The sequence below is a fragment of the Streptomyces sp. NPDC038280 genome (genome assembly GCF_055600045.1).
On the sequence record NZ_JBVJYZ010000022.1, the window covers coordinates 25,016 to 50,080 of the forward strand.

Here is a 25,065-nt window from a genome sequence, read left to right on the forward strand (position 1 = left end):
CGCGTCCGATTGCCGGGTCCTGCTTGTCGGCGCTGTGGTGCACACTTGCCCCCAAGTGCGGTGTTCAACGGGGAGGCGGGGCATGTTGACGGGGATCGAGGAGGTCGACTGGGCCTCGATGAGGCATGCCTACGGGCCCGCCGACGATGTGCCGGTCATGCTGCGCGGGCTGGCGTCCCACGACGCGGCGGAGCGCGAGATCGCGCTCGACGGGATGTACGGCGCGGTGCACCACCAGGGCGACGTCTACGACTGCACGCTCGCCTGCATCCCCTTTCTGCTGGAACTGGTCAGGGATCCGGAGGTCCAGGACCGGGGCGGCATCGTGGAGTTACTCACCAGCATCGGCGGTATCGATCTGAGCGGTGACGACGAGCTTGACGAACTCGACCCGGACGACGAGGAGTTCGAGGACGCGGCGAACTACGCGATGGCGGCGGCCGCCGTCGCCGCGGGCGCCGACGCGTTCCTCGCGCTGCTCGACGACCCGGACCCCGAGGTGCGGCTGGCCGCTCCGTGCGCGCTCGCGTCCCTGCACGGCGACCCCGCGCGCGTACTCGATCTGCTGCGCGAGCGGCTGACCGTGGAGACGGACACCCAGGTGCGTCTCTCCCTGGTGCAGGCCGTGGGCCGGATCGCCCTGCGGCACGAGTCGCTGCGCGAGGAGACGGTCGACTGGCTGGGCTGGCTCGCGGGCGCGGCGCAGGCCCCCGGCCTGCGGCTGGCCGCCCTCGCCCAGCTGGCCCGGTGCGCGCCGGCGCGGCTGCCCGGGGACGTCGTGGCGACGGTGGCCTGGCTGCTCGAGGAGGTACGGAACGAGCCACCGGCCGGCTCGGGCGCGGAGGCCGGTGGGCTCGAGGGTGGCGGCGGGGACGCCGGGCGGCCGGCCACGCCGACGCTCGTGGGCCAGTTGCGGGAGCTGCGCGAGGAGCAGTCGGCCGGTCGGCGCACCCCGTGGACGGACGAGCTGCTGCGTACGCTGCACGCCGCGCTGGGCGACCGTGTCGAGGACCGGATCGCGCTCGTCACCGCCCAGTTGCGCAGCCCCGACTGGGGTCAGCGGGCCGACGCGATCTGGATGTGCGGCGGCCTGGTCCAGGGCTGGCGCGGCGCCTACGAGGAGGTGGTGCGGCTGGTCGGCGAGCAGTTGGCGGATCCCGAGCCCCGGCTGCGGGAGGCCGCCGCGAGCCGGCTCGAGGGCCTCTTCGAACTGGCCGGGCCCGCCGCCGACGCGCTGGCGGCCAGGGTGGCGGCAGAGCCGAGGCCGTGGATCCAGGAGCGGCTCGACGGCCGGATCGCCCTGGGAAGCGCCCTGCTGGCGCTGGCCCGCTGCGGCGACGCCCGCGCGGTCCCGGCGCTCGGCGAGGCCCTGGAGTGCGGCGAGATACGGGACCAACTGACGTACGCGATCGGGCAGCTGGGGGCGGCCGCCGCGCCGCTCGGGCCGGTGCTGCGGCGCCGGCTCGCCGAGGTGGAGCTGGACGACCAGCTGTACGACCGGGCAGCGCCGCTGCTCTCCGGGCTGGCGTCGGCGCGGGCGACGGAGGCCATGCCGGAGGTGCTGCGGGTGCTGCGTGGCGCGCCGGCCTACCGCAGGGACTGGGTGCTCGAAGCGGCGCTGCGGACGCTGACCGCGTTCGGCCCCGCCGCGCGCCCGGCGGTCCCGGATCTGCGCCGGCTCCTCGGCAGCGACGCGGCGGCGGTCGCGACCGCCGCGGCCCGAGCGTTGTGGGAGGTCGAGGGCGACGCGGGGGCCGTGCTTCCCACGCTGGACGCCTGGCTGCGGGCGCGGAACACGAGCGAGCGGCGGTCGGCGGCCAAGGCGCTCGGCGCGATCGGTCCGGCCGCCGCGCAGGCCGCGCCCGCGCTGCGGGCCTGCCTGACCGCCCGGGACCCGTGGCTGCGGGTGGAGGCGGCGGCCGCGCTGTGGCGGGTCACCGGAGAGGCGGAGGAAGCCCTGCCGGTACTCATGGGGGCCTGGCGGGAGAACCGCTACGCGCGCGTGGAGATCGCCGAGTGCCTGGCGGACATGGGTCCGGCGGCCCGGGGCGCCGCTCCGGAGCTCCACGCGGAGCTGGCCCGGCGGTGTCGGCACAACGTGGTGGAGGGCGGTTCGGGCAGCCATGACATCCACCAGGACGAGAAGCTGCTGACACTGTGCCGTAGAGCACTGGAGCGGATGGGGAACCCGTGATCAGGCGCGAAGGGACGCGCTGCGGGCGCGGAGCCCGGGGTCCCACCCGGCGGTACGGACGGGCGGCCGGGCTGGTACACAGGGAGGGTGACGAAACCGACTTCCCTATGAATCTCTTTGATTCCGCACCAATCCCTTTGAAGAGCCATAAGTAGGGCCTATAGGGCGGATGTCGGACTGCCCGACCGACGAGACCCGCCCGACCGAGGAGAACCTTGAGCACCACCAGCCGCATCGTCCGCGCCGCGCTGCTGCTGGCCCTCGCCGTGCCCGTACTCGCCGGCTGCGGCGACCAGGGCGGACTGGAGAGCGCGGGCGCGACGCCCACGGCCACCGGGCCGGTGCGGCTCTGGCCCGATCTGCCGCCCGCCACCGACCCGCCGCTCGACTACGGCGAGAGCGACACCGAGCGCGTCCCCGGCATCAAGGCGCCGGGCGACGACGTCCATCGGGTGAACCCGGTGGCGGTCGTCCGGGCGGAGGTGAACGCGCACCCCGACACGTACACCGGCAGTGACGGCGTCTACGAGGAGACGGTCCAGCAACTGCGTGACTGCGGGAAGAAGCCGAAGGTCTGCCCGGTCCTGAAGCCGTACTACCGCGACCTCACCGGCAACGGCAGTGACGAGCTCATCGTCGGCATCCGCATGCCCGACCAGCAGGTCGGCGTGCGGGTCTATCTGGCCGAGGGCGGGGGCCTGACACGGATCATGTCCACCGTGGACCAGGTCATCAGCGTGGACCTGGCCGGGCGGGACCTGATTCTGCGGGTGAGCTCGGCCGGGATTCCCGGATACGAGTACCGCACGGCCTGGTCCTGGGACGACCAGCAGCGGACGATGCTGCCCACCCGGGACGAGATCGTCCGGGTCAAGCCGTCCCCGCCGTACCCCTCGCGGTCACCCGAGGCGCCGTCCAAAACCCCGAGCGCGGGCTCCCGATGAGACTCCCCCGACGATCCCGACCTGGTTCCGGGCCCCGGCTCCGCACCGACCCGCGCTCCGGAGCGCGCACCGGACCGCGACGACGGCCCGGGCGGCGGCTGCGGCTGCCCGCCTGGACCGCCACGCTCACCTGGAAGGCCGCCGTCTTCATCGCGGTCATGTGCTGTGCGCTCGCGGCGCTGCTCGGCGCCCTCGTCCATGTGTCGGTGACCCAGCAGACCGTCGACGCGGCCCGCGAGAAGGCACTGGGCCGCCTGGTCGAGGTGACCCGCGCCTACGAGTCGGGCGAGCCGTTGCCCCGCTTCGCCGGGGTGGACCCCGAGGGACTGCCTCCGTCGCTGCGCGCGCTCGCCCTGCGCGGGCAGCGCGGCACCCTGGTCGCCGACCACGACGGCCGGCCCACGATGTGGGCGGCGGGCCCCGCCGACGGCCGCGCGATCGCCGTCAGGGTCGACTACTCGCTGAGTGTGGGAACGATCACGGGCCTCGACCGGTCGATCCTCGGCTCCTCCGTGCTCGCGATCGGCGCGACGCTGCTCGTCGGCGCGTTCGCCGTGACCCGGGTGACGCGGCGGCTGCATCTCACCGCGACCGTGGCGCGCCGGATCAGCGCGGGCGATCTGGACGCGCGCGTCAACGATCCACGGACCAAGGACCCTTCACGCCCCGAGGACGAAGTGGCCACGGTCTCGGGGGCCCTGGACACGATGGCGTCGTCGTTGCAGCGCAAGCTGCTGAGCGAGCAGCGTTTCACCGCCGACGTGGCGCACGAGCTGCGCACCCCGCTGACCGGGCTCTCGGCGGCGGCCGAACTGCTTCCGCCCGGCCGCCCCTCGGAGCTCGTACAGGACCGGGTGCGGGCGATGCGGGCGCTCACCGAGGACCTGCTGGAGATCTCCCGTCTCGACGCCCGCAACGAGAAGGTCGATCTGGCCATGCACGCGCTGGGGCCGCTGGTCGAGGGCGTGGTGCGGCACTCCGGTACGCGGACCGAGGTGCGGGTCGTACGGGACGCGACCGTGGAGACCGACAGGCGGCGCCTCGAGCGGGTGCTCGGCAATCTCATCGCCAACGCGCACAAGCACGGCGCGCCTCCGGTGGTCCTGAGCGTGGACGGGCCGGTGGTCGTGGTGCGCGATCACGGCGCGGGCTATCCGCAGTACCTGCTGGACAGCGGGCCGCAGCGGTTCCGTACGGAGAGCGGCAGCAAGGGGCACGGCCTCGGGCTGACGATCGCGGCGGGCCAGACGTCGGTGATCGGCGCGGAGCTGCTCTTCACCAACGCGCCGGAGGGCGGGGCGGAGGCGCGGCTGACGCTGCCGGAGTACGTACGGTTCACGCCGCCCGAGAAGGACGACCCGCCCGCCGCGGAAGACCCCGGCGGCACGGACGGCCCCGACGCCCGCGCGCCGAGCCGCCGTTGAGCACCGGCCGACGGCACACCGTCACATAAAGGGACATAAGGCTAACCGCTTGCTACGTTGCGGTTCATGACCGCAACGACGGCGGAAGCTCCCCCGCCCGGCCTACGCCTCCCCAAGCGGCGGGGCGTGGAACTCTCGCTCCTCGTCTGCGCCGTCCTCATCTCCGTCTTCGGCTACACCACCGTCGGCCTCGCCAGGAACGGAGCCGTCCCCCCGGATGTCGCCCGGTACGGCGCCGGGCTCGGAATGCTCGCCCTCGTCGCGCATCTCGCCGTGCGGTTCCGCGCCGCGTACGCGGATCCGCTGCTCCTGCCGATCGCGGTCCTGCTCAACGGCCTCGGGCTCGTCCTGATCAACCGGCTCGACCTGGAGACCCCGCAGGACCGGGCGGCGTCCGCCCAGCTGATCTGGTCGACGCTCGGCGTGGCCCTGTTCATCGGAGTCGTCGTCGTCCTGCGCGACCACCGGGTGCTCCAGCGGTACGCGTACCTCTCGGTCGCCACCGCCCTGGTCCTGATGCTCGTGCCCATCTTCTTCCCCGCCGTGAACGGCGCCAAGATCTGGATCCGGATCGGCGGACTCTCCTTCCAGCCGGGCGAGTTCGCCAAGATCCTGCTGGCCGTCTTCTTCGCCGCGTACCTCTCGGCCAACCGCAACGCCCTGGCCTACACCGGCCGCAGGATCTGGCGCCTCCAACTCCCCACCGGCCGCGTCCTCGGTCCCATCGTCGCCATCTGGCTGCTCAGCGTCGGCGTCCTGATCCTGGAGCGGGACCTCGGCACCTCGCTGCTCTTCTTCGGACTGTTCGTGATCATGCTGTACGTGGCGACCGGGCGGACCGGATGGATCGCCGTCGGTCTGCTGCTCGCCGGCGTCGGCGCCTTCGCCGTCGGGTCCCTCGAACCTCATGTGCACAGCCGGGTCGAGGACTGGCTGAACCCCTTCGCGTCCATCGAGGCCGGTGAGGGCCCCGGCCAGCTCGCCCAGTCGCTGTTCGCCTTCGCCGCCGGCGGGATGCTCGGGGCGGGCCTCGGCGGCGGCCACTCCATCCTCATCGGCTTCGCCGCCAAGTCGGACTTCATCCTCGCCACCGCCGGGGAGGAGCTCGGACTGGTCGGCATGACCGGCCTGTTCCTGCTGTACGCGCTGCTGGTCGCCCGCGGCTACCGGACGGGCCTGGCCCTGCGCGATCCCTTCGGGCGGCTGCTCGCGATCGGTCTGGCGTCGATCCTGGCGCTCCAGGTCTTCGTGATCGCCGGTGGGGTGACGGGGCTGATCCCGCTGACCGGCATGGCGATGCCGTTCCTCGCCCAGGGGGGTTCCTCGGTCGTCACCAACTGGATCATCGTGGCGCTGCTGATCCGGCTCAGCGACTCGGCACGCGCGCCCCTGCCGGACACGGCGGAGACCGGTGTCATCGCCCAGGCCGAGGAGACCGGGTGATCCCGTACATCCGGCGCGCCGCGGCGCTGTGTCTGCTGCTGCTGGCGGCCCTGCTGGTGAACACCGCCAGGATCCAGGTCTTCGAGGCGGAGTCGCTGGACAAGAACCCGGCCAACCGCCGCCAGGCGATCGTCCGCTACGCACAGCCGCGCGGCGACATCGTCGTCGACGGGAAACCGGTCACCGGGTCGAGGGACAGCGGCCAGCAGCTGCGCTACGAGCGCACCTACACCGACGGCCCGCTGTACGCGCCGGTGACGGGCTACGCCTCCCAGACGTACGGCACGACCCTCCTCGAGAACGCCGAGGACGACGTCCTGTCCGGTACGGATCCGATGCTCGCCCCCCTCCCCTTCTGGAACGACATCACCCGCAGCCGGCAGCCCGGAGGCGATGTCGTCACCACCATCAGGGCGTCGGTGCAGCGCGCCGCGTACCGGGGGCTCGGCGGCAGACGGGGCGCGGTCGCCGCCGTCGAACCGTCGAGCGGCCGGATCCTCGCGCTCGTCAGCAGCCCCTCGTACGACCCCGGGGTGCTCTCCGGCACGGGAAAGCCGGTCACCGACGCCTGGGCGCGCCTGAACTCCGCCGCGGCCAGGCCGATGCTCAACCGGGCGCTCCGGCAGACGTATCCGCCCGGTTCCGCCTTCAAGGTCGTGACGGCGGCGGCCGCGCTGGACGCGGGGGTCGTCGACGACGTCGACGCGCCGACCGACACCCCCGACCCGTTCGTCCTGCCCGGTACGCGCACCGTGCTGCCCGACGCGGCACCGGGCTGCGGTGACGCCTCGCTGTCGTACGCGATCCGCTGGTCGTGCAACACCGTGATGGCGGGGCTCGGGGTGAAGGTCGGTCTGGACGGGATGGTGGACGCGGTGGAGAGGTTCGGCTTCAACGACAGCGGTCTGCGCATTCCGGCGGGGGTGGCGAAGTCGACCTTCGACAGGAGGATGACCGAGGACCAGCTGGCGCTCTCGTCCATCGGGCAGTTCGACACGGCGGCCACCCCGCTGCAGATGGCGATGGTCGCGGCGGCGGTCGCCAACAACGGCGAGATCGCGTATCCGCGGCTGGTGGACCGGACGACGACCTCCGACGGGGACACGGTCCACCAGAGCGGGCGGGAGACCTACCGTCAGGCGATGGAGGCGTCGACGGCCCTGCGGTTGCAGAAGATGATGGTGGACGCGGTGGAGGACGGCACCGGCACCAACGCGGCCATCGCGGGGGCGCGGGTGGGGGGCAAGACCGGCACCGCGCAGCACGGTGTCGGCAACACGGGCACTCCGTACGCCTGGTTCATCGCCTGGGCGCAGGCCGATGGTTCGCCGCAGCCGGCGGTGGCCGTGGCGGTGGTCGTCGAGGACGCGGCGGCGGACCGTACGGACATCAGCGGGGGTGGCAGCGCGGCGCCGATCGCACGGGCGGTCATGGAGGAGGCGCTGAAACCGGGGCGGTGACGAGATCGAGAGAAGCGGGACGGGACGGGCGGACGACCGGGGCCCGCTCGCGGCGGGGTCAGCCGATCGGCTTGCGCATCTCGGCACGGACCTTCGCCGTCGTCTCGGCGAGCTCGGAGAGGTCGACCTTCTCCGGGGCCATGGTGGCGCTCTCCGGGGTGACGACCGCCACGAACGACGCGGTGTTGTCATCACCCCAGGCGCACATCGGCAGCGTGCTCGTCCCGTCCGCGTCCGTGGACCGGGTCACCTGACAGGTGACGGTCACGTCCGAGCCCTCGGGCTTGAAGTCCTTGGGCCGTACGACCACCTTCATGCCCTTCTCGGACGCGGCGCCCTTGAGGATCATGTCGCGGGTGTAGTCGGGGTTCTTGAGCCGGCCGTGGAAGCCGGACACGACCAGGACCGCGCCGGGCTCGCCGGTGTACTGCGCGATGGCGGCCTTCGCGTCGCGGACGCTCGGGTCGTAGGTGTCCTCCACATCCTTGCCCTCGGTCCTGGACGCGTCGTTGAGAAGTTTGTACTCGCCCTCGAGCAGCGTCTTCGGAACCGTCAGCCGGTACTTCGCCTCGGGGAACGCGCGGGTGGCACCCGAGGCGTCGACCAGGGCCTTGGCGGCGTACCCGAGCCCCCCGATCACGACGAGCGAGCCGATGACGATGCCGACGATCAGTCCGGTACGGCTCTTCTTGGGCGGCGGCCCCATCGGAGGACCGCCCCAGGCGGCCGTGCCGGGGTACTGCTGCGGGAAGGGCTGCCCCGCGGGGCCGTACGGTCCGGGGCCGGCGTACGGCCCCCGAGGGCCCGGACCCTGGGGGCCCGGACCCTGGGGGTAGCCCTGCGGCTGCGGGGGACCGTACGGCTGGGGCTGGTGCGAGGGGTCGTGCGGCGGCTGCGGCGGCGTCGTCATCCCCGCACGCTACGACAGCCCCCTCCCCCACCACCCGGCCAGGGTGCGGGAGATCACGCCCGCGTCACGCCCAGGTCGCTCCGATGGGTTCCCGCCGCTGGAGCCAGACGTCCGGTACGTCCCCGACTCCGATGCCGGCCGCGACGATCCCTCCGGTGATCGCACAGGTGGTGTCGACGTCGCCGAACCCCTCGGCCGTGGCCCACAGCGCGGAAACGAGATCGTCCGTGTGCCGGGCGGCGGTCCACACCGCGAACGGGACCGTGTCGTCGGCCCGGATGCGCTGCCCGTTGCCGAGGATGTCGGCCGCCTTCCACGGCTCGGTGGCGAAGGGCAGTTCGGCGGCCCGGAACAGCCCGTCCCGTACGGCCCCTTCGGGAGTACGGGAGGCGACCTCGGCGAGGGAGAGCCCGCCCCGGACCGACAGGGCGGCCGCGACGGCGACGGCCACCGCCCCCGCCACGCCCTGCGGGTGCGCGTGGGTGACACGGGCGGACAGCTCCGCCTGCCGGGCGGCCTCGTCGAGGTCGTCGGCGAACCAGGCGCCGAGCGGCCCGACGCGCATGGCGGCGCCGTTGCCGAGGCTGCCACCGTCGAACAGCCGGGGAGCGAGGGTGCGCCACTCCTCGGGCGCGGTGAGCAGGCGCGGCAGCAGCATGTGCATCCCGTGGCCGTAGCCGCGCCCCTGGTCGGCGTCAAAGGTCAGCGCGAAGCAGGCCGCCAGCCGGTCCTGCTCGACGGTGCCGTGCTCGTCGAGGACGCGCAGCAGCGCGAGGGCCATGGCCGTGTCGTCGGTCCAGTGCCAGTCGGGCTCCTCGGGTATGCGGCGGTCCCTGATCTCCTCGAGCGCCTGGCGTCGCTCGCGGAACAGGGGGAACCAGCGCTCGCCGAAGGCGTCTCCGAGGGAGAGCCCCTGGATGCTGCGTCGGGCGGCTTCGCGGCGGGCGGTCGGCGCGGCGGGCATCGGTGGGTCGGGTATCGGTGCGTCAGGCACGGTCATGGACCCATGCTGCCGTCCACGCCGTAGTGTGACAATCGACAAACGCACCGTAGGGGCGGTGACGGGGGACGGGGAGCACGGCGTGGAACTGCAGGGCCTGCACGGGCACGTGGTCGACAGGATCGGCTGGTCGCTCCTGGCGGACGAGCTCCGCGCGGGCGACGTACTGCGCCTTGAGGACGTCCAGGCGCGCTACGCGGTCTCCCGGACGGTGGCCCGCGAGGCCGTGCGCGTCCTGGAGTCGAAGCGGGTGGTGACCTCGCGGCCGCGGGTCGGCATCACCGTGCGGCCGATGAACGAGTGGAATCTGTACGACCCGCATGTCATCCGCTGGCGCCTCTCCTCGCCGCACCGGCGCGGACAACTGCGCGAACTGGCCGAACTGCGGGCGGCCGTGGAGCCGTCCGCGGCCGCGCTCGCCGCGTCGCGGGCCGACGACGGGACCCGGCGCGCGCTGCGCGTCCACACCGAGGCGATGGCGGCCGCCGTCGGGTCCGGCGACGCGATGGCCTTCGTGGCGGCGGACGTGGCCTTCCACCGCGCCCTGTTGACGGCGTCGGGCAACGGGCTGTTCGCGCAGCTCGCCGATGTGACGGAGGAACTGCTGTACGCGCGGCGTGAGTTCCGCCTCATGCCGGACACCCTCGACATGGCGGCGGTGGACCGCCACCGGGCGGTCGCGACCGCCATCGCCGAGGGCCGCGCGGCGGACGCGTCGCACGCGGTGGCAACGCTGGTCGACGCGGCCCGCGGCGAGGTGGAGGAGCTTCTGACGCAGTGCGGCCCGGAGGAGAATCCGCCGACCTGACGGGCCCCGGCCCGTCCCGCGGCTCCCCGAGCGTCGGCCGGGGCCGTTGAGGGCGCCCGCCGCGCGATCGATGGGAGCCGGGCCAACCCCGGGTCAGCGCGGTCAGCGCGGTCAGCGCGGTCGCTGACGACCCCGCCCCCGCCCCTCAGTTCCCGTCCGCTCCCGCCGCGATCGCGTTCTCGACCTCCGTCACCCGCTCCGCCTCCTCCACCGCGAAGCGCTCCCGGTCCAGCTGTTCCGCGATCTCCTCGTCCTGGGTCATCAGCAGATCAAGGTTCGAGTCGCCCAGCTCGAAGACGCCCATGTCGACGTACGCCTTCTGGAGCCGCTCGCCCCACAGTCCGATGTCCTTCACGCACGGCACGATCCGGCTGAACAGGAGCTTCCGGAAGAGGTGCAGGAACTCCGACTGCTCCGAGAACTCCTCCGCCTCCTTCTTCGGGATGCCGAAGTTCTCCAGCACCTCGATCCCCCGCAGCCGGTCCCGCATCAAGTAGCAGCCCTCGATGACGAATTCCTCGCGCTCGCGCAATTCCGCGTCGCTCAGCTGCTTGTAGTAGTCGCGCAACGCCATCCGCCCGAAGGCCACGTGCCGGGCCTCGTCCTGCATCACATACGCCAGGATCTGCTTCGGCAGCGGTTTGTCGGTCGTGTCGCGGATCATGCCGAACGCGGCGAGCGCCAGGCCCTCGATCAGTACCTGCATGCCCAGGTACGGCATGTCCCAGCGGGAGTCGCGCAGCGTGTCGCCCAGCAGGCCCTGGAGGTTGTCGTTGATCGGATAGAGCATCCCGATCTTCTCGTGCAGGAAGCGGCCGTAGATCTCCGCGTGGCGCGCCTCGTCCATCGTCTGCGTGGCGGAGTAGAACTTGGCATCGAGGTCGGGCACGGACTCGACGATCCGCGCGGCGCAGATCATCGCGCCCTGCTCACCGTGCAGGAACTGGCTGAACTGCCAGGACGCGTAGTGCTTGCGCAGCTCGCCCTTGTCCTTCTCCGTCATCTTCGCCCAGTAGCGGGTTCCGTAGAGCGTGAGGACGTCGTCCGGGGTGCCCAGCGGGTCGTACGGATCGACCTCCAGCTCCCAGTCGATCCGGGTCGCGCCGTCCCACTGCTTGTCCTTGCCCTTCTGGTACAGCGCCAGAAGACGGTCACGGCCGTCGTCGTAATCCCAGCTGAAGCGGGCCGCGCCGGAGGCGGGCACCTGCCAGACCGGTTCTCCGGGGTCCTTCGTGTAGAGGTCGTGCGTCGACACTGACGGCTCCTTCTCCTCACGGACTTCCGCGTACGTTCGGCTCATTGGCAGGCTCACACGTTGGTAGACGACGGGTCAACAAGTCGCGCGCAAGGGATTGACGGCCTTACTGACAGGCAGTCTTATAAGACCTGACCCCCGGTAACTCGACCCGCGAAGGTGGGCGCCGCCAATGACGACCGTGACCAATCCCGACTTCAGCGTCCTGCGGGACGCCCTGGGGCCGCTCCGCGACCGCGAACAGGTCGCCGAGCGGCTTCTCGAGTCCTCCGCGAAGCACTCCTTCGACCCCGACAAGGAACTCGACTGGGAGGCCCCGGTCGAGGAGGGCAAGTGGTTCTGGCCGCCGGAGCTGGTCTCCCTCTACGACACCCCGCTGTGGCGCAAGATGTCCGAGGAACAGCGGATGGACCTCTCCCGCCACGAAGCCGCCTCCCTCGCGTCGCTGGGCATCTGGTTCGAGATCATCCTGATGCAGCTGCTGGTCCGGCACATCTACGACAAGTCCGTGACCAGCAACCACGTCCGGTACGCGCTCACCGAGATCGCCGACGAGTGCCGGCACTCGATGATGTTCGCCAAGATGATCCAGAAGGGTGGCGCGCCGGCGTATCCGGTGCCGCGGCTCTACCACAACCTGGCACGCGTCCTGAAGACGGTCTCCACGACGCCCGGCTCCTTCGCCGCGACGCTCCTCGGCGAGGAGATCCTGGACTGGATGCAGCGGCTGACCTTCCCGGACGAGCGCGTCCAGACGCTGGTGCGTGGCGTGACCCGTATCCACGTGGTCGAGGAGGCCCGCCATGTGCGGTACGCCCGGGAGGAGTTGCGGCGCCAGATGGTGACCGCGCCGCGCTGGGAGCAGGAGTTCACCCGGCTGAGCTGCGGCGAGGCCGCACGCGTCTTCTCCACCTGCTTCGTGAACCCCGCCGTGTACGAGAACGTCGGGCTCGACCGGCGTGAGGCGGTCGCCCAGGTGAAGGCGAGCGGCCACCGCAGGGAGGTCATGCAGTCGGGCGCGAAGCGGCTGACGGACTTCCTGGACGACATAGGCGTACTGCGGGGCGCGGGGCGCAGGCTCTGGAAGTCCTCCGGTCTCCTCGCCTGACGGACGGGCGACGGAGTTACGCTGCGAGGCATGACCACTCCCGCCACGCCCGCGTACCGCCGGCTCAGTGTCGAGGAGCGCCGCGCGCAGCTCCTCGGCGCGGCCCTGACGCTCTTCGCGCACCGGGCGCCGGAGGAGGTCTCCCTCGACGACGTCGCCGAGGTGGCCGGCGTGTCGCGGCCGCTCGTCTACCGCTACTTCCCCGGTGGGAAGCAGCAGCTGTACGAGGCCGCGCTGCGCTCGGCCGCCGACGAGCTGGAACTGTGCTTCGCCGAGCCGACCGACGGACCGCCGACCGAGCGGCTCGCCCGTGTCCTCGACCGCTATCTCCTCTTCGTCGACGGGCACGACGCCGGGTTCAGCGCGCTGCTGCGGGGCGGCAGCGTCGCCGAGACGTCCCGTACGACCGCGATCGTCGACGAGGTGCGGCGCGCCGCGGCCGAGCAGATCCTCGTCCACCTCGGGGCGGACCGGCCCGGGCCGCGCATGCGGATGATGGTGCGGACCTGGATCGCGGCGGTGGAGGCGGCGTCGCTGATCTGGCTGGACGAGGAGAAGCAGCCGCCCGCCCCCGAGCTGCGGGACTGGCTCGTCGACCATCTCGTCGCCCTGCTGACGGCGACGTCGGCGACCGACCCGGAGACGGCCGCCGCGATCAGTGACCTGCTGGCCCTGGAGACGGCGCGGGGCCCGGTGGGGACGCTCGCCCGGCGGGTGATCCCGGTGGTGAGCGAGGCGGCGCACCTGCTGGCGCCGGAGGACTGAGCCCGGGCGCGTCTCGGCCACACTGGTGGCGTGAGAAGCGAGAACACCCCCTTTTACGGCGGCCCGCTGGACGGGCGGGTCCTGCCCGTCCTCGTCGGGCCCACCGGGCATCCGCCCAAGTGGTACGAGGTGCCGGTGCCGGCCGCCGACGGCGGGCCGCCCACCGTGCACGCGTACCGGCGCGAGCCCGCCGGGCACACCAAGCGGCTGGGCCTCCAGCGCGGCTGGAAGTACGCGTACGCCCCCGACGGCCGCGAGCGCCCGGTGCGCAGGTGGCCCTGGTCGAAGCCGAACGGCGCGCCATAGGTTCGATCACCGTGCCGGCCGCCGCGAAGGGCCTGGCGGTCTTCCACTCGTACGACCGGGTCACCGGAAAGATCCAGTGGTCGGGGCCGTACGCGGGGGTGCTGCCGGGCGCGCCGGCCGTGGGGACGCGACGGGACGGCTGTTCGCGTCCGTCGGGAACGACCTCCAGGCGTTCCATCCGAGCAGCCGCGCCCTGCTGTGGCGCCAGCCCGCCCTGGGGCCGGGCGGTTTCGCGACGGGGCTGCCGCACGCCGACACGCTCTACGCGGCGACACGTTCGCAGACCGTGTACGCCTTGGACCCGGCGACGGCAAGCCGCGTTGGCAGCGGCCGACGGAGGCGACGGCGGTCGCCGTCACCGCTCACGCCCCGCAGGTCACGCTCAGCGGCAGCACCCTGCTGGTCGCGGACGGCACCCAGGTCACGGCGTTCGGCACGGTCGACGGCCGGCGGCTGTGGGAATTCCAGACCGCGGGCGCGCAGGACCCGCGGGGGCAAGAGATCACCGCGCCGCACCGCACCCTGGCGGCGGGCCGGACGGTGGTCGTGCGCCGCCACCGGGCCTTCTACGCACTGCCCGTGGCCTGAACTCCCGCAGGCGCGCGGACCGATTGTCGTACTCCGTCCTCACGGGTGACCGCGTTGGGCCGACCTGGCCACCCGTGAGGCGATCCCGCCGTCGGCCACTCATCATCGCCGTGGGCTCGGCCAGGGCCCGTTCCCACAAGCGGAGGTGATGACGTGTCAGGAAGGTTGCTGCGCTCCATCTGTACGGCGGCGATGGCGGCGGCGACGATCGTCGCGGCCGTTCCCGCCTGCCCTGCGGCGGCCTTTACCGTCGATCCCCCACCGGTGTCCGAGCCGTCGGACGGGTCGGCGGAAGCCGTCGCGGAGCCCGACCCGGAGCTCGAAGCCGAGACCGCCTCGGAGCTCGACCCCGGACTCGACCCGGGGCTCGAGGCCGACACCGGGGAAGGGGCCGAGGAACGGCCCGGCGCCCCGGGCGCCCCCGCCGGCTCCGTCCCCCAGCTCCTCGGCCGCCTGCAGAGGCTCTACCAGCAGGCCGAGGCCGCCACCGAGAGCTACAACGCCACCGCCGAGTCGCTCACCCAGCAGCTCGCCCGGACCAAGCAGCTCAACACCGGGCTCGCCGGCGCCCGCAACTCCCTCGCCCGCAGCCGCGACGAGCTCGGGCGGCTCGCCCGCGAGCAGTACCAGGGCCGCAGCGATTTCTCCTCGTACGCCCGGCTCCTCCTCGCCCCCGACCCCGAGCACGCCCTCGACCAGCGCCACCTCATGGCCCGCGCCGCCCGCGCGCGGGCGGCGACCGTCGCGCGGCTGGAGCGCGGCGAGAAGCGGGCGCACGCGCTGACGGTCGCGGCCCGCAAGGCGCTGGACCGGCAGCAGCAGCTGGCCGCGCGCCAGAAGAAGCAGCGCGACACGGTCCGGGCCCGGCTGAGGGAGGTGGAGGAGCTGCTCGCCTCGCTGTCACCCGAGCAGATCGCCGAGCTGACCGAGCGGGAGCGACTCACGACGGCCGGCGCGCAGAGCGAACTGGTCGGCTCGGGGGTGCTGGACGGCACGCGGACGCCGTCCGAGCAGGGCGGTGAGGCGCTGCGCTACGCGATGAGGCAGGTCGGCAAGCCGTACGTGTGGGGCGCCGAGGGCCCGGAGTCGTTCGACTGCTCCGGTCTGACGTCCCAGGCGTGGGCGAGCGCCGGCCGTACGATCCCGCGCACCAGCCAGGAGCAGTGGCGCACCCTGCCGAAGGTGCCCCTGGCCGAGCTGCGTCCCGGCGATCTGGTGATCTACTTCCCCGAGGCCACCCATGTGGCGATCTATCTCGGCGAGGGCATGGTGGTCCAGGCACCGCGCCCCGGCACCCGGGTCAAGGTCTCCCCGATCGCCGCGAACCCCCTGCTGGGGGCGGTCCGTCCGGACCCTGCGGCCGAGCCACTCCCCTCGTACACCCCGCCGACGCTGCCCGAGGGGGCGACGGACGGGGCGGACGAGGGGTTCGACGAGAAGCCCGTCACACAATGAGCGGGGTGAGCGGTCAGGCTCCGGAGACCGAGGCCAGGTACGCGTTCGTCTTCTCCGGGTCGTAGAAGAAGTTCTCGAAGTCGGCCGGGTCGTTGAACCCGTTCGCGAAGCGGTCGGCGACCGGCTGGAGCCCGCCCGCCGCGCCGAGCAGGTTGAGGACATGCTCCGGCGGGACGCCCAGCATGGCGTTGGTCCACTTGGTGACGTGCTGGGCGGTGTCCCAGTAGCGGTCGAACGTGGTCTGCATCCACTCCTCGTCGAAGGGCTTGTCACCGTGCTCGACGATCGAGGAGAGGTACGAAGCGGCGCACTTGGACGCCGAGTTGGAGCCCTGGCCGGTGATGGGGTCGTTGGCGACGACGACATCGGCGACACCGAGGACCAGGCCGCCGCCGGGGAGCCGGCCGATGGGGTTGCGGACCGTCGGCGCGTAGCGGCCCGCCAGGGTGGCGTTGGCGTCGGTGAGTTCGACCTTGGTGGCGCGCGCGTACTCCCAGGGCGTGAACTTCTCCATCAGCTCCAGCGTCAGCGCCAGGTGCTCGGAGGGATCCTTGACGCCCTGGAAGACGTCGAGGGGCCCGCCGGGGATGCCTTCCCAGAAGAGGATGTCGGCGCGGCCGCTGGTGGTCAGGGTCGGCATGACGAAGAGCTCGCCGACGCCCGGGACCACATTGCAGCGGACGGCGTCGTAGTCCGGGTGCTCCGGACGGGGGCCGAGGCCGTGGACATAGGCGACGGCGAGGGCGCGCTGCGGCTCGCTGTACGGGGAGCGGGAGGCGTCCCGGCCGAACATGGAGACCAGTTCGCCCTTGCCGGCGGAGACCATGACGAGGTCGTAGGTGCGGGAGAAGTAGTCCAGGTCCGACACGGCCGCGCCGTGGATGACCAGCTGCCCGCCGCGCTGGGCGAACGTCTCCATCCAGCCGGCCATCTTGACGCGCTGGTCGACGGACTGGGCGTAGCCGTCGAGCCTGCCGACCCAGTCGATGGGCCGGGACGCGTCGGGGGCTGCGACGGAGACGCCGAGGCCCTCGATGCGGGGGGCCTGCGTCTCCCAGAAGTTGATGCCCAGGTCGCGCTCGTGCTGGAGGGCGGTGTGGAACATGCACTGGGTGGACATGACCCGGCCGGACCGGATCTCGTCCGCCGTGCGGTTGGACATCAGGGTGACTTCGTACCCCTGCGACTGCAGCCCGAGGGCGAGCTGGAGACCGGACTGACCGGCTCCGACGATGAGTATCTTCGGCATCGAGGCTTCTCTTTCGGCTATCCGACTGTCCGGTTCTTCGACCGACCGGCTGTTCCGCAGACCGGCTCTTCGACCGACCGGTTTATTCGGGGGTGACTTCGAGGGCGTGGGCGACCATCGCGAGCAGGGACTCGATGACGGAGACCCGGTTGCGCGCGTCCATGATCACCACTGGTACGTGCGCGGGCACCGTCAGGGCCTCGCGGACGTCCTCGGCAGCGAACAGCTCGGTGCCCTCGAAGTGGTTGACGGCCACGATGTACGGCAGCCCGCAGCTCTCGAAGTAGTCGAGCGCCGGGAAGCAGTCGCCGAGCCGCCGGGTGTCGGCGAGCACGATCGCGCCGATCGCGCCGCGCACCAGGTCGTCCCACATGAACCAGAAACGCTGCTGGCCGGGCGTGCCGAAGACGTACAGCACCAGGTCGTCGTCGAGCGTGATCCGGCCGAAGTCCATGGCGACGGTCGTGGTCAGTTTGTCGGGCGTCGCGCTGAGGTCGTCGGTCTCCTCGCTCGCCTGCGTCATCAGCGCCTCGGTCTGCAGAGGCGTGATCTCGGAGACCGATCCGACGAAGGTCGTCTTGCCCACCCCGAAGCCGCCCGCGACGACCACCTTGGTGGCGACGGGGGCACGGGTGTGGTCGAGCTGCCAGGCCTGTTCGTCCTCGTCCTTCTCGACGGTGAGCAGGTCAGAGACGGCGGAGTCCACTCAGCACCCTTTCGAGCAGCGCGCGGTCGGGCTGGCCGATGCCGTGCCCCGTCCCGTACACGCGGATCTTTCCCTGGTCCGCCAGGTCGCTGAGCAGCACCCGGACGACCCCCAGCGGCATCCTCAGCAGCGCCGAGATCTCGGCGACGGTACGCATCCGGCGGCAGAGCTCGACGATGGCCCCCATCTCCGGCATGAGGCGGGAGACGAGACCTCCGTTGGACAGTTCCCTGCGCTCCTCGGACGCCTCCAGCGCGGCGACGAACGTCTCCACGAGCAGTACGTGCCCGAAGCGGGTGCGACCGCCGGTGAGCGAGTAGGGGCGGACCCGGGCGGGGCGTTTGCCCTCGCCCCGCACGGGGAGCCTGCGGAAGGGTTCGGCGGCGGACGTCACTGGGCGCTCTCCATCGATTTGCGCAGCTCGCTGCGGAGTTCGGGGGTGAGTACGTGTCCGGCACGGCCGACGAAGAGCGCCATGTGGTAGGCGACGACGCTCATGTCGCAGTCGGGCGTGGCGTGCACGCCGAGCAGGGAGCCGTCGCTGATCGACATCACGAGGACGCTGCACTGGTCCATCGCGACCATCGTCTGCTTGACTCCGCCGCCGTCCATCAGCTTGGCGGCGCCGAGGGTGAGGCTGCCGATGCCGGAGACGATGGTGGCCAGGTCGGCGCTGGAGCCCTTGGGGCCCTGGGGGCGGCCGGTGGGGGCCCGGCCGGTGTTCTGGGCGGGGTCGGAGGAGAGCAGCAGGAGCCCGTCGGACGAGACGACGGCGACGGAACGGACGCCGGGCACCTCCTCGACGAGGTTGCCCAGAAGCCAGTGAAGATTACGGGCTTCGCTGCTCAGCCCGAATGTGCCGGTCGCAGTCAACTGCGTGCCTCCTCGACTGTGTCCCCCGTCTTCTCGTCTGTGCGTACTGCTTCCATCCGCTGGGTGGACTCGGAGTCCTCCGCCAGGTCGGCGATCTCGGCCTCGACGTCACGGCGGCCGTTCTCGGCTCCCCGGTGGAAGCCACCCAGCCGGCGTCGCAGGGCCTCGGCGTCGACGCCGCTCCTGCGCTGCGGCCCGGGGGCCGACGCCGGGGTGACGATCTTCGGCGTGCGCTTGGGCAGACCCTTGTCGGTCAGGCGCTCGGCCGGGTCCTCGGCACGCTCGTGGGAGTCGGGGCCGATGGCGTACGGGTCGGGCGCCGGGGCGTCGTCGGCGGCCTCCGGCTCCTCGGTCCGCGTCTCGGCCTCCTTCAGCGGTTCGGAGGCGTCGGGGCGCGGCTCATCGGTCCCGGGCTCGCCGATCTCGGGCACGGCGGCGTCGGGCACGGTGGTCTCGTGCGCGACGGTCTCGGGCGCGGTGGCGGTCGCGAGCTCACCGGTGCCGGGCTCCTGGGCCGCCGAAGGATCCCCGGTGGCCTCGGTTCGCGGGTCGGGGATCCGTACCTGAAGCGTCGTCTCGGGGCCGGCTTCTTCGGCGGCGGGCTCCTCGGCGTCGCGGATCGCCTGTTCGGCGGCCGCCACCAGAGGGTCGACCGGCACCGCCGGTTCGGCCGGCTCCGTCCGCCCGGTCTCCCGGGCGCGGCTCGGCAGGGCGTTGGAGTTCGCCTCGGCGACCGAGCCGGGCAGGTTGAGCGTGGGCGCGGTCCCGGCGACCGACACGGCGGGCGGGACGGCGGTCGGCGGGGCCGCCGGCAGCAGCGCCTGCGGCAGGACGACCACGGCCGCGATCCCGCCCTGCTTCTGCTCGCGCAGCTGGACCCGGACGCCGTGACGGGCGGCCAGCAGCGCGGTGACCCGGATGCCGAGGCCCTCGCCTTCCATGTCGGCGGGGTCCGCCTCCAGGTCGCCGCCCGGACCGGCCAGACGCGCGTTGAGTTCGCCGAGACGGTTCTCGGTCATCCCTATGCCCTCGTCCTGGACGGAGAGCATGATCTCGCCGCTCTCCAGGAGCCAGCCGGACAGCTGGACCTGGGCGTCGGGCGGGGAGAACGAGGTGGCGTTCTCGAGCAGCTCGGCGATCAGGTGCGAGAGGTCGTCGGCGGCGAATCCGGCGATGTGGGAGTGCGGCGGCAGGGACTGGATGGTGACCCGCTCGTACCGCTCGATCTCGCTGACGGCGGCGCGCAGGACGTCGACCAGCGGGACGGGGCCGTGGTGGGCGTGGCCGTGCTCGGAGCCGGCGAGGATCAGCAGGTTCTCGCTGTGCCGGCGCATGACCGTGGCCATGTGGTCGAGCTTGAAGAGGGTGGCGAGCCGCTCCGGGTCCTGCTCGCGCTCCTCCAGCTTCTCGATGACGCCGAGCTGACGCTCGACCAGTCCGAGGCTGCGCAGGGCGAGATTGACGAAGGTGTGGTGGACCGTGTGGTTCAGCCGCTCCAGCTGGGCGGTGAGCCGCGCGGTCTGCTCCTGGAGCTCGGCGCGGCGCGCGGCGAGTTCGTCGGTGAGGGCCTCACGGGCGCCCATGAGGTCGGCCCGGTCGCCGTCGAGCTTCTCGACCCGTACGCCCAGGGTGCGCAGCTTGCCGTGCAGGGTGTTGAGGGAGCGGACGACCTGGGCGAACTCGTCGTTGCGCCCGGTGAAGCGGATGGGTTCCTCGGTGTCCGGCGCGGCGGCGAGCCGGGCGGCGCCGATGCGGAGCACGGCGAGCGGGCGGGTCAGCGTGCGGGCGACGGCGGTGGAGATGCCGACGGCGACCAGCAGACAGCCGCCGAGGAGCGCGACGCGCAGTTCGAGGGCGGTGACGTCGTCGTCCCTGACCTGGGCGAGCCGCTCGACCTGGGCGGCGGCGAGCGCGGACTCGACCCCGCGCATCTGCTCGATCCGGGCGGAGAGCGCGGACTCCAGGGCCTCGCGGTCGGTCTTGCGCTCGGTCTTGGAGAGTTCGGGCCGGTCGGTGAGGCGCGCGAGCTGGTTCTCGGCGCTCTTGACGTCGGGGCCGGTGACGGTGGCGGCGAGCGAGTCGCGGGCGGAGGAACCGGCCGCCTGGTCGAAGTCGGCGAGGGCGGCCAGTTCGCGGACGCGGGACTGCTGGGCGGCGGCGCTGAGCGCGTTGCGGGAGCGCGCGGCCTCTTCGGCGGGGTCGGCGCCCTCGGTGTTCCCCGTGTCCCTGGGGGTGGGGACGGAGAGAGCGGCGAGGAGCAGGGCCCGGGTGGCCGAGGCCTGTTCGACGGCGAGGCCGAGGGCGGCGGGGGCGCGGGTGGCCTCGGCGGCGCGGGCCGGGGTGCGCTCGGCGAGCTGGTCGGCGAGGGCCTGCAGCTTGGTGATGATGTCGGTGTACGCCTTGTACGCGTCCAGGGCGGTGCCCTTGCCCGTGAGGGCCGTACGCCGTACGGAGGGGACCCCGGCGAGGTCGCGCCGCAGTTCGGTGGGGGCGGCCTCGCGGATCTCGTCTATCTGGCGGTCGACCCTGGCGCTGCGGGTGGCGGAGATCTGCCGTTTGCCGCGGCCCTTGTCGCCCTCCGCGCCGGCCTGCTCGTCGCGTCCGGCGGCGACGTAGGCGGTGACCTCGTCGCGTTCGTCGGCGAGGGAGTGGGCGAGGGTGACGGCCTGCCGGTTGAGTTCGGCGAGGGTGACCAGTCGCTGGGAGTCGGTCAGTTCGCCGGAGGCGCTGAGGACGGCGGGGGCACCCGCCGCGACGACGGTGAGGCCGACGAGGGCGACACCGGCGACGAGCCGGCTGCGGACCCGTACGGGTCGGCGGCGCCCGGACTCGGGGGTCTCCGGAGACTCGAGGACCTGTGGGCTCTGCGCGGGCTGCGGGGACTCCGGGGTCTGCGGGCCACCGAGGGTCTCCTTGCGCGTGCCGCTGTTGCTCCGAGGCCGCTTCTTCTGCACCGGTGCTCGCATCCTTGACTCGTCCACCCATGAAGCAGAGGTGACAACCGGTCACACAAGAGAGCGCCCCCACCCCTGGTACGGCTTTCGACCATTCCAGCGCTTTTGGGAAGGGGACGCGCATCGGCCGCTCCGCCACCCGAACGAGTGAACAACACTCCTGAGTTGACAAACAAGCTGCCCGGACGGGCGCGGCGGAGGCCTCCGTACCGTCGGCTGGAACTTCCGCGCGGGCTTTGGCAGGATGCGCGCCCGCAGCTTCTCGGAGTCACCGATTCCGCCTCTGGTGCATGCCCTGACCTGCTGGTACAGGCCAATTCCGGCCATTCGGCGGCGATGTGAAGGAGTCATGCAGACTGGGCCCCATGCGCACCGCACTCACCACTGTCCCCGGCAGCCCCGAACGCCCCAACGAGGACTGGGCCGCCGTTGCCCTTCCCGCGTCGGGCCAGGGCGGAGTGCTGGTCCTGCTGGACGGGGTGACCCCACCCCGGGGAGATGACGGTTGTGTGCACACCGTCCCCTGGTTCACGGCCCGACTCGGTGGCGCGCTGACCGAACTGTCCGGTTCGAGGCGGGAGGTGCCCCTGGCCGAGATCCTGTCGTTGGCAATCCGGCGCACCGCGGACGCCCATCGCGACACCTGTGACCTTTCTCACGTACGCACGCCGCAGGCGACCGTGGTGATGGCCCGCTGGGACGACGCCTCCGTCGAACATCTGGTCCTGTCCGACTCGGCTCTGCTGCTCGCGTCACCCACCGGGGCGGTCCATGCGGTCCTCGACGACCGGCTCGACCGGATCCCGCCGGAGATCCTGCGCTCGCTGGAGGCCACGGACGCGCTGCGCAACGCCGAGGGCGGCTTCCACACCGCGGCGGCCGACCCGGCGGTGGCGGCACTCGCCGTGACCGGGGTGACGCCGCGCGCGGAGGTACGGGCACTGGCGGCGCTCACGGACGGCGCGTCGCGCTGGGTGGAGCTGTTCGAGGAGGGCAGCTGGACGGACTGCTTCCTGCTCATCGAGAAGGAGGGGCCGGACGGCCTGATCGACCGGGTGCGGACGAGGGAATCCCAGGACGCGCGGGCGGGTGGCTTCCGCCGCTGGAAGACGCACGACGACGCCACGGCCGTCCACGTGGAACTCTGAATCCCCACCTCCCCTGGTGCAATTGAGTGTGTTTGTCAGACTTCGGCGAACTTCACACGGAAACCGGGGAGGGAGGGAACATGACCCAAGCCGTGCCGCCCACCGCTCCGCCCTCGCCCGAGGTGCACTTCTGGGCCGTCCCCGATCTGACCGGTCTGAACTTCGACCCGCTGCTCGCCCGGCTGCTGCACGACGAGCCGGTGACCCGCATCCGTCTGCCGCACGGTGAGGGCCATGCCTGGCTCGTCACGCGGTACGAGGACGTCAAGTTCGTGACCGTGGATCCGCGGTTCAGCCGGCAGGCCGTGTTCGGGCGCTCCGTCACCCGGCTCGCCCCTCACTTCATCCCGACGGACGACGCGGTCGGGTTCGCCGATCCGCCCGACCACACCCGGATGCGGCGCGTGGTGGCGAAGGCGTTCAGCGCCCGCGCGCTCAAGGCCCTGCGGGAGCACGCCCAGGAGGCGATGGACGGTCTGCTGGACGCGCTGGAGGAGCACGGTCCGCCGGCCGACCTCATGGAGATGGTCAACCGTCCCTTCCCGCTGATCATGGCCACCGAGCTGATGGGCGTACCGGCCGAGGACCGGCATCTGATGGCCCACTGGTCCGACACCATCATCTCCGCCGCGGCCGGCCGGGAGGTCAGCGAGCGGGCCAAGGACGAGATGTCCGAGTACTTCCGTACGCTCATCGGCCGCAGCCACGGCTCCGAGAGCGACGTGCTGACGGCAGTGCTGGCCGAGGCCGTCGGCGAGGGGGTCCTCACCGAGACCGAGGCGATCGGTCTCGCCGTCCTGATCCAGATCGGCGGCGCCCACGCCATCCGCAACAACAGCGCCAACATGGTCTACGCGCTGCTCACGCACCCGCAGCAGCTCGCCAGGCTGCGCGCCGAACCGCAGCTGCTGCCGCAGGCCGTCGAGGAGCTGCTGCGCTACATCCCGCACCGCAACGCCGTGGGACTGTCCCGGATCGCGATGGAGGACGTCGAGGTCGCCGGGGTGGTGATTCCCGAGGGCGAGGCGATCTACGTCTCGTACCTGGCGGCGAACCGCGACCCGTCGGTGTTCGCCGACCCCGACGCGCTGGACTTCGACCGCGCCTACAACCCCCACGTCGCCTTCGGCCACGGACCGCACTACTGCCCCGGCGCCGCGCTCGCCCGGATGGAGTCGGAGATCCTGCTGGCCACCCTGTGGGACCGCTTCCCCGGTCTGCGGCTCGCCGTTCCCGAGGAGGAGGTCCAGTGGCAGCGCGGTGCGCTGATCCGCGGCCCCGAGTCCCTGCCGGTGGCCTGGTGACCGCGCACCATGCCAAGGAGCGGCGGCGATGACGGCGGTCCGGACGGGCAGCGGACTGATCGTGCCACCGGGCGCGGGCAAGACCCTGACGAGCGCGGCGCAGCAGGTGACCTTCAAGGTGGCCGGCGGGCAGTCCGCGATCGCCTCGACGTTCGAGGTGGTGGTGCCGCCGGGGTTCGACGTCGGCGCCCACGCCCACAGGAACAGCGAGGAGTTGTTCTATGTGCTGGAGGGCGAGCTGGACGTCCTCGCCTTCGAGCCGAGGGTCCGCACGCCCGACTCCTGGCGCGAGTGGGAGTCCCCGTCCGGGGAGCGGACCGTCCGGGCGAGGGCGGGCACGCTGATGCTCGTACCCCCGGGGTGTCCGCACGCGTTCGCCAATCCGACGGGCGAGCCCGCGCGGGTCCTCTTCCAGGCCGCGCCTCCGCCGGACCACGAGAGGTACTTCGAGGAGCTGTTGGAGATCCTCGGCTCGGGCGGCCCGGTCGACCACCCGGCCGTCGCCGAGCTGCGGACCCGCTACGACATCGAGCAGCTGACGCCGCTGCGGCACGGGCCTCCGCCCGGGGGTGCGGCTTCATGAGGGCCACCGCGAGAGGCGTGGTGGGAGCGCGTGCGCTAGGGGCTCTCGGCGCGGGTGTTGAGCTGGTGCAGCAGCCGTGCCAGTTCGGCGATCTCGCCCCGGTCCCAGCCGGCCAGCTTGCGTACGTAGCGCTCCCGGCGGGCGTCGCGGACGTGCCGGAACCGGTCGCGGCCCTCGTCGGTGATCCGGACGAGGGAGGCGCGGCCGTCGGCGGGGTCGGGGGTACGGGTGACGAGCCCGAGGTCCTCCAGGGCGCGGAGCTGACGGCTCATGGTCGCCTTGCCGACGCCGAAGTAGCCGGAGAGGTCCGTGGCGCGCTGACTTCCGGCTTCGTCAAGACGGACGAGGAGTCCATAGGCAGCGGGCTCCAGGTCCGGATGGACCTCGCGGGCCATTTCGCCGGAGGAGGCACGGGCGCGGCGCAGAAAGACAGCCAATTCGCGTTCCAGGGCCAGGAATTCGTGGTCCACACCACTTGTCCCCTTGGAGTCCGCTTCGCTCCCCGTACCGCTTCCCTGCACGTCAGCACCCCTCGCGCGCTTTCCGGAATCTGAAAGTTTCCGCCACCGGCAGCCGTTGCCGCAGCTC

23 protein-coding genes are annotated in these 25,065 nt (G+C 72.2%); 14 read left to right on the forward strand and 9 right to left on the reverse strand.

Features of this window, described 5'->3' with window-relative positions; genetic code table 11:
* Positions 1 to 82: 82 nt before the first annotated feature.
* The 5 genes from ACZ7J0_RS30335 (at position 83) to ACZ7J0_RS30355 (ending at position 7,465) form a co-directional block, all read left to right on the forward strand.
* Entirely contained in the window at positions 83 to 2,194 is a 2,112-nt protein-coding gene (locus tag ACZ7J0_RS30335) for a HEAT repeat domain-containing protein (protein WP_470892721.1), read from the forward strand.
* Positions 2,195 to 2,409: 215 nt separating this feature from the next.
* A complete protein-coding gene (locus ACZ7J0_RS30340) occupies positions 2,410 to 3,138 on the forward strand; it encodes a hypothetical protein (protein ID WP_470892723.1) in 729 nt (242 codons plus the stop codon).
* Complete coding sequence (locus ACZ7J0_RS30345; RefSeq protein WP_470892725.1) at positions 3,135 to 4,562, forward strand: ATP-binding protein; 1,428 nt, start codon at positions 3,135 to 3,137, stop codon at positions 4,560 to 4,562. The genes ACZ7J0_RS30340 and ACZ7J0_RS30345 overlap by 4 nt, the downstream gene beginning before the upstream one ends.
* A 66-nt stretch (positions 4,563 to 4,628) precedes the next feature.
* Positions 4,629 to 6,005 carry an FtsW/RodA/SpoVE family cell cycle protein gene (locus ACZ7J0_RS30350; protein ID WP_470892727.1) on the forward strand — a complete coding sequence of 459 codons (1,377 nt, stop codon included), beginning with the start codon at positions 4,629 to 4,631 and terminating at the stop codon, positions 6,003 to 6,005.
* Positions 6,002 to 7,465 carry a penicillin-binding transpeptidase domain-containing protein gene (locus ACZ7J0_RS30355; RefSeq protein ID WP_470892729.1) on the forward strand — a complete coding sequence of 488 codons (1,464 nt, stop codon included), beginning with the start codon at positions 6,002 to 6,004 and terminating at the stop codon, positions 7,463 to 7,465. The genes ACZ7J0_RS30350 and ACZ7J0_RS30355 overlap by 4 nt, the downstream gene beginning before the upstream one ends.
* 58 nt (positions 7,466 to 7,523) lie before the next feature.
* On the opposite strand, the gene ACZ7J0_RS30360 is transcribed toward ACZ7J0_RS30355, so the two are convergent.
* On the reverse strand, positions 7,524 to 8,375 hold the full coding sequence (locus tag ACZ7J0_RS30360) for a hypothetical protein (RefSeq protein WP_470892731.1): 852 nt from the start codon (positions 8,373 to 8,375) through the stop codon (positions 7,524 to 7,526).
* Between the two features lie 64 nt (positions 8,376 to 8,439).
* Positions 8,440 to 9,375 carry an ADP-ribosylglycohydrolase family protein gene (locus tag ACZ7J0_RS30365; protein ID WP_470892733.1) on the reverse strand — a complete coding sequence of 312 codons (936 nt, stop codon included), beginning with the start codon at positions 9,373 to 9,375 and terminating at the stop codon, positions 8,440 to 8,442.
* Positions 9,376 to 9,433: 58 nt separating this feature from the next.
* Between ACZ7J0_RS30365 and ACZ7J0_RS30370 the strand changes: the two genes are divergently transcribed.
* The gene (locus tag ACZ7J0_RS30370) at positions 9,434 to 10,183 is read left to right on the forward strand and encodes a FadR/GntR family transcriptional regulator (RefSeq protein ID WP_470892735.1); all 750 of its coding nucleotides are present in this window, start codon (positions 9,434 to 9,436) and stop codon (positions 10,181 to 10,183) included.
* 145 nt (positions 10,184 to 10,328) lie between these two features.
* On the opposite strand, the gene ACZ7J0_RS30375 is transcribed toward ACZ7J0_RS30370, so the two are convergent.
* On the reverse strand, positions 10,329 to 11,438 hold the full coding sequence (locus tag ACZ7J0_RS30375) for a ferritin-like domain-containing protein (protein WP_470892737.1): 1,110 nt from the start codon (positions 11,436 to 11,438) through the stop codon (positions 10,329 to 10,331).
* Positions 11,439 to 11,610: 172 nt separating this feature from the next.
* On the opposite strand from ACZ7J0_RS30375, the gene ACZ7J0_RS30380 reads away from it, so the two are divergent.
* From ACZ7J0_RS30380 to ACZ7J0_RS30400, 5 genes are all read left to right on the forward strand, one after another.
* Positions 11,611 to 12,546: an AurF N-oxygenase family protein gene (locus ACZ7J0_RS30380; protein WP_470892739.1), complete on the forward strand. Its 936-nt coding sequence runs from the start codon at positions 11,611 to 11,613 to the stop codon at positions 12,544 to 12,546.
* 30 nt (positions 12,547 to 12,576) lie between these two features.
* Positions 12,577 to 13,311 (forward strand): TetR/AcrR family transcriptional regulator, encoded by a 735-nt coding sequence (locus tag ACZ7J0_RS30385; RefSeq protein ID WP_470892741.1) that lies wholly within the window; start codon positions 12,577 to 12,579, stop codon positions 13,309 to 13,311.
* Between the two features lie 30 nt (positions 13,312 to 13,341).
* On the forward strand, positions 13,342 to 13,617 hold the full coding sequence (locus ACZ7J0_RS30390) for a hypothetical protein (RefSeq protein WP_469119261.1): 276 nt from the start codon (positions 13,342 to 13,344) through the stop codon (positions 13,615 to 13,617).
* 198 nt (positions 13,618 to 13,815) lie between these two features.
* Positions 13,816 to 14,205 carry an outer membrane protein assembly factor BamB family protein gene (locus tag ACZ7J0_RS30395; RefSeq protein ID WP_470892743.1) on the forward strand — a complete coding sequence of 130 codons (390 nt, stop codon included), beginning with the start codon at positions 13,816 to 13,818 and terminating at the stop codon, positions 14,203 to 14,205.
* Positions 14,206 to 14,358: 153 nt separating this feature from the next.
* Entirely contained in the window at positions 14,359 to 15,660 is a 1,302-nt protein-coding gene (locus ACZ7J0_RS30400) for a C40 family peptidase (RefSeq protein WP_470892745.1), read from the forward strand.
* A gap of 13 nt (positions 15,661 to 15,673) precedes the next feature.
* On the opposite strand, the gene ACZ7J0_RS30405 is transcribed toward ACZ7J0_RS30400, so the two are convergent.
* The 5 genes from ACZ7J0_RS30405 to ACZ7J0_RS30425 form a co-directional block, all read right to left on the reverse strand.
* Positions 15,674 to 16,909, reverse strand: coding sequence for a styrene monooxygenase/indole monooxygenase family protein (locus tag ACZ7J0_RS30405; RefSeq protein ID WP_470892747.1), 1,236 nt, complete (start codon positions 16,907 to 16,909; stop codon positions 15,674 to 15,676).
* 82 nt (positions 16,910 to 16,991) lie between these two features.
* Positions 16,992 to 17,615 carry a GTP-binding protein gene (locus ACZ7J0_RS30410; protein ID WP_470892749.1) on the reverse strand — a complete coding sequence of 208 codons (624 nt, stop codon included), beginning with the start codon at positions 17,613 to 17,615 and terminating at the stop codon, positions 16,992 to 16,994.
* Entirely contained in the window at positions 17,596 to 18,009 is a 414-nt protein-coding gene (locus tag ACZ7J0_RS30415; protein ID WP_468707113.1) for a DUF742 domain-containing protein, read from the reverse strand. Before ACZ7J0_RS30415 ends, ACZ7J0_RS30410 begins: the two co-directional genes overlap by 20 nt.
* Complete coding sequence (locus tag ACZ7J0_RS30420; RefSeq protein ID WP_469119255.1) at positions 18,006 to 18,488, reverse strand: roadblock/LC7 domain-containing protein; 483 nt, start codon at positions 18,486 to 18,488, stop codon at positions 18,006 to 18,008. The genes ACZ7J0_RS30415 and ACZ7J0_RS30420 overlap by 4 nt, the downstream gene beginning before the upstream one ends.
* On the reverse strand, positions 18,485 to 21,442 hold the full coding sequence (locus ACZ7J0_RS30425) for a sensor histidine kinase (RefSeq protein ID WP_470892752.1): 2,958 nt from the start codon (positions 21,440 to 21,442) through the stop codon (positions 18,485 to 18,487). Before ACZ7J0_RS30425 ends, ACZ7J0_RS30420 begins: the two co-directional genes overlap by 4 nt.
* A 365-nt stretch (positions 21,443 to 21,807) precedes the next feature.
* Here ACZ7J0_RS30425 and ACZ7J0_RS30430 point away from each other — a divergent pair, with 365 nt between their 5' ends.
* The 3 genes from ACZ7J0_RS30430 to ACZ7J0_RS30440 all read left to right on the forward strand — a co-directional run bounded on the left by ACZ7J0_RS30430 (position 21,808) and on the right by ACZ7J0_RS30440 (position 24,477).
* Positions 21,808 to 22,590 carry a hypothetical protein gene (locus ACZ7J0_RS30430; protein ID WP_470892754.1) on the forward strand — a complete coding sequence of 261 codons (783 nt, stop codon included), beginning with the start codon at positions 21,808 to 21,810 and terminating at the stop codon, positions 22,588 to 22,590.
* A gap of 80 nt (positions 22,591 to 22,670) precedes the next feature.
* Entirely contained in the window at positions 22,671 to 23,894 is a 1,224-nt protein-coding gene (locus ACZ7J0_RS30435; RefSeq protein ID WP_470892756.1) for a cytochrome P450, read from the forward strand.
* 28 nt (positions 23,895 to 23,922) lie between these two features.
* Positions 23,923 to 24,477, forward strand: coding sequence for a cupin domain-containing protein (locus tag ACZ7J0_RS30440; protein ID WP_470892757.1), 555 nt, complete (start codon positions 23,923 to 23,925; stop codon positions 24,475 to 24,477).
* 35 nt (positions 24,478 to 24,512) lie between these two features.
* On the opposite strand, the gene ACZ7J0_RS30445 is transcribed toward ACZ7J0_RS30440, so the two are convergent.
* Positions 24,513 to 24,998, reverse strand: a complete 486-nt coding sequence (locus ACZ7J0_RS30445; protein WP_470892759.1) for a MarR family winged helix-turn-helix transcriptional regulator — start codon at positions 24,996 to 24,998, stop codon at positions 24,513 to 24,515.
* Positions 24,999 to 25,065: the final 67 nt, after the last annotated feature.